Below are 6582 nucleotides of genomic sequence, written 5' to 3'. Positions count from 1 at the left end.
GACCTAAGGCGAGGCCGACAGGCGTAGTCGATGGACAACCGGTTGATATTCCGGTACCCGCTTTGAAACGCCCAATACTGAATCAGACGATGCTAAGGCCGTGAAGCCGTCCTGGATCCTTCGGGTGAAGGGGAGTGGTGGAGCCGTCGGACCAGATCTGTACTAGGTAAGCGATGGGGTGACGCAGGAAGGTAGTCCAGCCCGGGCGGTGGTTGTCCCGGGGTAAGGGTGTAGGACGTTACGTAGGCAAATCCGCGTAACACATAGTCTGAGACCTGATGCCGAGCCGATTGTGGTGAAGTGGATGATCCTATGCTGTCGAGAAAAGCCTCTAGCGAGTTTCATGGCGGCCCGTACCCTAAACCGACTCAGGTGGTCAGGTAGAGAATACCGAGGCGTTCGGGTGAACTATGGTTAAGGAACTCGGCAAAATGCCCCCGTAACTTCGGGAGAAGGGGGGCCATTCTTGGTGATCCGATTTACTCGGTGAGCTGGGGGTGGCCGCAGAGACCAGCGAGAAGCGACTGTTTACTAAAAACACAGGTCCGTGCGAAGCCGTAAGGCGATGTATACGGACTGACGCCTGCCCGGTGCTGGAACGTTAAGGGGACCGGTTAGTCACATTTCGGTGTGGCGAAGCTGAGAACTTAAGCGCCAGTAAACGGCGGTGGTAACTATAACCATCCTAAGGTAGCGAAATTCCTTGTCGGGTAAGTTCCGACCTGCACGAATGGCGTAACGACTTCTCGACTGTCTCAACCATAGGCCCGGTGAAATTGCACTACGAGTAAAGATGCTCGTTTCGCGCAGAAGGACGGAAAGACCCCGGGACCTTTACTATAGTTTGATATTGGTGTTCGGTTCGGCTTGTGTAGGATAGGTGGGAGACTTTGAAGCGGTCACGCCAGTGATTGTGGAGTCGTCGTTGAAATACCACTCTGGTCGTGCTGGATGTCTAACCTCGGTCCGTGATCCGGATCAGGGACAGTGTCTGATGGGTAGTTTAACTGGGGCGGTTGCCTCCTAAAGAGTAACGGAGGCGCCCAAAGGTTCCCTCAGCCTGGTTGGCAATCAGGTGTTGAGTGTAAGTGCACAAGGGAGCTTGACTGTGAGACCGACGGGTCGAGCAGGGACGAAAGTCGGGACTAGTGATCCGGCAGTGGCTTGTGGAAGCGCTGTCGCTCAACGGATAAAAGGTACCCCGGGGATAACAGGCTGATCTTCCCCAAGAGTCCATATCGACGGGATGGTTTGGCACCTCGATGTCGGCTCGTCGCATCCTGGGGCTGGAGTCGGTCCCAAGGGTTGGGCTGTTCGCCCATTAAAGCGGTACGCGAGCTGGGTTTAGAACGTCGTGAGACAGTTCGGTCCCTATCCTCTGTGCGCGTAGGAATATTGAGAAGGGCTGTCCCTAGTACGAGAGGACCGGGACGGACGAACCTCTGGTGTGCCAGTTGTCCTGCCAAGGGCATGGCTGGTTGGCTACGTTCGGAAAGGATAACCGCTGAAAGCATCTAAGCGGGAAGCCTGCTTCGAGATGAGTATTCCCACCCCCTTTGAGGGGTTAAGGCTCCCAGTAGACGACTGGGTTGATAGGCCAGATGTGGAAGCCCGGTAACGGGTGGAGCTGACTGGTACTAATAGGCCGAGGGCTTGTCCTCAGTTGCTCGCGTCCACTGTGTTAGTTCTGAAATAACGAACGGCCGTGTTGTTATCCGGTGTTGGTTAATTTCATAGTGTTTCGGTGGTCATAGCGTTAGGGAAACGCCCGGTTACATTCCGAACCCGGAAGCTAAGCCTTTCAGCGCCGATGGTACTGCAGGGGGGACCCTGTGGGAGAGTAGGACGCCGCCGAACAATTTTTAGCCTCAACCCCCGGACTTTGTCCGGGGGTTGAGGCATTTTTGCGTTCAGGCGCTGTTCCTTCAGCAGTCGACCCCTGTGCCCGGCCGGCCGCGGCTGAGGGTAAGGTCAGGGGGCATCGTTCGTACGTTCCTCACAGGAGGCCCCCGGGTGGAGGTCCAGGAGACCCGTGTTCAGACGGACCGGGTACTCACCATCCCCAATATTCTCAGCATGGCTCGCCTGGTTGGCGTCCCCATCTTCCTGTGGCTGATTCTCCGTCCCGAGTTCGGTGGGCCCAAGAGCGATGGCTGGGCATTGTTGGTGCTCATGCTCAGTGGTGTGAGCGATTATCTCGACGGCAAGCTTGCCCGCCGGTGGAACCAGATCAGCAACCTGGGACGGCTGCTCGATCCAGCCGCGGACCGTCTCTTCATTCTCTCCACTCTGGTCGGCCTGACCTGGCGGGAGATCCTGCCGATTTGGTTGACGGCGGCACTATTGGCCCGTGAACTCATGCTGCTGGTCATGGTGGGAATCCTGCGCAGACACGGCTATCCGCCGCCCCAGGTGAACTTTCTGGGCAAGGCGGCTACGTTCAACTTGATGTATGCGTTCCCGTTGCTCTTGCTCAGCGACGGAAGCGGTTGGCTCAACACTCTTGCGTCTGTTTTCGGATGGGCGTTCGCAGGATGGGGTACAACACTCTATTGGTGGGCAGGAATCCTGTATGTGGTACAGGTCCGCCGGATCGTGAAGGCGGACGTAGCAGCCGATTGAACTCGTCGATGCGCGCCGTGCAGCGTGGCCGGACTGCGTATGACGCCCGAGTGTCCTCACCGGACGGGTGAAGTCGGCTGGACTGTCGTCTCTTCAAGGAGGGCGCCCCGACATGAAGGCCGTCGTGATGGCTGGCGGCGAAGGCACTCGCCTTCGCCCAATGACCTCAAGCATGCCCAAGCCGCTCCTGCCCGTGGTCAACCGACCGATCATGGAGCATGTGCTGCGTCTACTGAAGCGGCATGGGCTCAGCGAGACCGTCGTCACCGTGCAGTTCCTCGCCTCACTCGTGAAGAACTACTTCGGCGACGGCGAGGAGCTCGGCATGGAGCTCACGTACGCCAACGAGGAGAAGCCCCTCGGCACCGCCGGAAGCGTCAAGAACGCCGAAGAGGCGCTGAAGGACGATACTTTTCTGGTCATCTCCGGTGACGCGCTGACCGACTTCGACCTGACGGATCTCATCAATTTCCACAAGGAGAAGGGCGCACTCGTCACGGTGTGCCTGACCCGCGTACCGAATCCGCTGGAATTCGGTATCACGATCGTCGACGAAGAGGGAAAGGTCGAGCGCTTCCTGGAGAAGCCGACCTGGGGGCAGGTCTTCTCGGACACGGTGAATACCGGCATCTATGTCATGGAGCCCGAGGTCTTCGACTATGTCGAGGCCGATGTGCCGGTCGACTGGTCGGGCGATGTCTTCCCTCAGCTGATGAAGGAGGGGAAGCGGGTCTACGGCTACATCGCCGAGGGCTACTGGGAGGACGTGGGCACGCACGAGAGCTACGTCAAGGCCCAGGCGGACGTGCTTGAGGGCAAGGTCGACGTGGACATCGACGGCTTCGAGATCTCTCCCGGGGTGTGGGTGGCCGAAGGGGCAGAGGTGCACCCCGACGCCGTGCTCAGAGGGCCGCTGTACATCGGCGACTACGCCAAGGTGGAAGCCGATGTGGAGATCCGGGAACACACCGTTGTGGGTTCCAACGTCGTCGTGAAGTCCGGCGCCTTTCTGCACAAAGCTGTTGTTCACGGCAACGTGTACATCGGGCAGCAGTGCAATCTTCGGGGCTGCGTGATCGGCAAGAACACCGACATCATGCGAGCGGCCCGCATCGAGGACGGCGCCGTGATCGGTGACGAGTGCCTTGTCGGCGAGGAATCCATCATCCAGGGGAATGTGCGGGTCTACCCGTTCAAGACCATCGAGGCGGGTGCGTTCGTCAACACCTCGGTCATCTGGGAATCCCGTGGCCAGGCGCACCTCTTCGGCGCCAGGGGAGTCTCGGGGATCCTCAACGTCGAGATCACGCCGGAACTCGCTGTGCGGCTCGCAGGCGCCTATGCCACCACGCTGAAGAAGGGCTCCACGGTCACCACGGCACGTGACCACTCGCGTGGTGCGCGCGCACTCAAGCGAGCGGTGATCTCCGCCCTTCAGGCCAGCGCGATCGAAGTGCGGGACCTGGAGAACGTGCCCCTGCCGGTGGCGAGGCAGCAGACCGCGCGCGGAAGTGCCGGCGGCATCATGATCCGTACGTCGCCCGGCGTCCCGGACTCCGTCGACATCATGTTCTTCGACGAGCGGGGCGCCGACCTCTCGCAGGGTGGACAGCGCAAGCTGGACCGGGTGTACGCCCGGCAGGAGTACCGCCGGGCGTTCCCCGGCGAGATCGGGGACCTGCACTTCCCGGCGAGCGTCTTCGATTCGTACACCGGCTCTCTGCTCCGTAACGTCGACACCACGGGGATCGCCGAAGCGGGTCTCAAGGTCGTGGTCGACGCGTCCAACGGCAGCGCCGGGCTCGTGCTGCCCAGTCTGCTCGGTCGCCTAGGGGTGGACGCCCTTGTCATCAACCCCGGGCTCGACGAGTCCAGGCCCACCGAGACCGCGGACACCCGTAGATCGGGGCTTGTCCGGCTCGGCGAGATCGTGGCCTCGGCACGGGCCGCGTTCGGGGTGCGTTTCGACCCGGTGGGCGAAAGGCTGTCGCTCGTCGACGAGCGCGGGCGGATCGTCGAGGACGACCGTGCGCTCCTGGTCATGCTCGACCTCATCGCTGCCGAGCGGCGCAGCGGGCGGGTGGCCCTTCCCGTGACCACCACCCGGATTGCGGAGCAGGTGGCCGCCTATCACGGGACCCAGGTGGAGTGGACCACCACTTCCCCCGACGACCTGACGCGGGTGGGCCGCGAGGAATCCACCATCTTCGGCGGCGACGGCCGCGGGGGTTTCATCATTCCCGAGTCCAGCAGCGTCTTCGACGGGGCGGCGGCATTCGTCCGGCTGATCGGGCTGGTCGCACGTACGCAGCTGACTCTGAGCCAGATCGACGCCCGGATCCCCCGCGCCCACGTGCTGCGGCGCGACCTGGCGACCCCGTGGGCCGTGAAGGGGCTGGTGATGCGTCGCGTGGTGGAGGCGGCGGCGGACCGTTCCGTGGACACGACCGATGGCGTACGGGTGGTCGAGCCCGACGGCCGCTGGGTCATGGTGCTGCCGGCCCCGGCCGAGGCTGTCACCCATCTGTGGGCCGAGGGGCCGGACGACGCGTCCGCTCAGGCATTGCTGGACGAGTGGTCGACGATCGTGGACGGCGGAGGCCAGTGAGGCTGTAGCGGGTGTGCCGGACGGCCTGACCCCGGGCTGTCCGGCACACTGACGGGCCCGTTGGGAACCACCTGCTGCGGCGTGCGACGATGTGCGGCATGCCGCAGCAGCCCCCCGTTCGGAGTGCGACCTCTCCGTCCCCGCGCCCCGACGCGTCGATGTCGCTGCTGACCAACGTGATGGACCACAGTCTCGACGACGGCTATGCGGAGGCGACCGCCCGGCGCAGGGCCGAGGGCGGTGCGGGGATGCCCCGTTCGCTGCGGGCCAAGCTGGGTCTCGCCGGCGGGCTGGTGCTTGCGGCGGTCGTCGTGACGGTCGGTGCGGCGCAGGCCCGGGTGACGGCGCCGGTGGTGGCGAAAGAACGCCAGGAGCTCATCGACCGTATCGAGTCCGAGACTTCGTCCGCGGACGCGGAGCAGAAGAAGGTGGACGGGCTCCGTGACGAGGTCGGCGCGCGGCAGCGCAAGGCGCTGCAGAAGCACGGCGGTGACCAGGGCGAGCTGGTGGCGTTGCTCTCCGGCGCGACAGCGGTTCACGGGCCGGGCGTGAAGCTCGTGATCGACGATGCGAAGGGCACCGACCAGGGTGGCGGTGGCGGGCCGCGGGAGAGCACCGGCTTCTCCGACACGGGCCGGGTCCGCGACCGGGACATGCAGCAATTCATCAACGGGCTCTGGCAGTCCGGCGCCGAAGCGATCGCGATCAACGGGCAGCGGCTGACCGCCCTGTCGGCGATCCGTGCGGCAGGTGACGCCATACTGGTGGACAACAGACCGCTGGTGCCTCCGTACACGGTGCTGGCGGTGGGGGACAGGAAGCACTTGATCAGCAAATTCCAGGACAGCGCCGACGGACAGTACCTGAAGGTACTGAAGGACAGCTACGGCATCCGCACCAGCATTTCCGGCCAGGACGACGTGCGCCTTCCTGCCGCCGCGAGCCTGATCGTACGCACAGCACAGCCGAAGGCCGCCGGCAAGGACCAGAGCGCGGCCGACACAGGGAAGGGCACATCGTGATCGCCGTACTTGGCCTCGTCGTCGGAGTCGTGGTCGGACTGTTGGTCAGGCCCGAAGTGCCGGCGATGGTCGAGCCCTATCTGCCGATTGCCGTCGTGGCGGCCCTCGATGCGGTCTTCGGTGGCCTGCGAGCCATGCTCGACGGGATCTTCGTCGACAAGGTCTTCGTGGTCTCCTTCCTGTCGAACGTCGTGGTCGCCGCGCTGATCGTCTTCCTCGGCGACAAGCTCGGTGTCGGGGCGCAACTGTCCACCGGTGTGGTGGTCGTGTTCGGCATCCGCATCTTCTCGAACGCGGCGGCCATTCGCCGGCACGTGTTCCGGGCGTGAG

4 protein-coding genes and 2 rRNA genes (1 of these 6 running past the window's edge) are annotated in these 6582 nt (G+C 63.2%); all 6 read left to right on the top strand.

The window, feature by feature from the left end:
- Positions 1 to 1661, top strand: a 23S ribosomal RNA gene (locus OG709_RS04745); it begins 1464 nt to the left of the window's first position.
- Between the two features lie 79 nt (positions 1662 to 1740).
- A 5S ribosomal RNA gene (gene rrf, locus OG709_RS04740) occupies positions 1741 to 1857 on the top strand.
- 156 nt (positions 1858 to 2013) lie between these two features.
- The gene (locus tag OG709_RS04735) at positions 2014 to 2622 is read left to right on the top strand and encodes a CDP-alcohol phosphatidyltransferase family protein (protein WP_250300858.1); all 609 of its coding nucleotides are present in this window, start codon (positions 2014 to 2016) and stop codon (positions 2620 to 2622) included.
- A 112-nt stretch (positions 2623 to 2734) separates the two neighbouring features.
- A complete protein-coding gene (locus tag OG709_RS04730; protein WP_266644088.1) occupies positions 2735 to 5230 on the top strand; it encodes a mannose-1-phosphate guanyltransferase in 2496 nt (831 codons plus the stop codon).
- A 98-nt stretch (positions 5231 to 5328) separates the two neighbouring features.
- A complete protein-coding gene (locus OG709_RS04725; protein WP_374211260.1) occupies positions 5329 to 6252 on the top strand; it encodes a DUF881 domain-containing protein in 924 nt (307 codons plus the stop codon).
- On the top strand, positions 6249 to 6581 hold the full coding sequence (locus tag OG709_RS04720; RefSeq protein ID WP_164266945.1) for a small basic family protein: 333 nt from the start codon (positions 6249 to 6251) through the stop codon (positions 6579 to 6581). Before OG709_RS04725 ends, OG709_RS04720 begins: the two co-directional genes overlap by 4 nt.
- Position 6582 lies beyond the last annotated feature (1 nt).

Source organism: Streptomyces sp. NBC_01267 (assembly GCF_036241575.1).
Taxonomy (GTDB): Bacteria; Actinomycetota; Actinomycetes; order Streptomycetales; family Streptomycetaceae; genus Streptomyces.
Note: the sequence above shows the minus strand (reverse complement) of the source record. Positions and strands in the feature narration are given on the sequence as shown.

What these genes read in the sequence shown, in the direction of transcription:
- OG709_RS04730 (WP_266644088.1), top strand. Translation starts at nt 2,735, where the DNA reads ATGAAGGCCGTCGTGATGGCTGGCGGCGAAGGCACTCGCCTTCGCCCA.
- OG709_RS04725 (WP_374211260.1), top strand. Translation starts at nt 5,329, where the DNA reads ATGCCGCAGCAGCCCCCCGTTCGGAGTGCGACCTCTCCGTCCCCGCGC.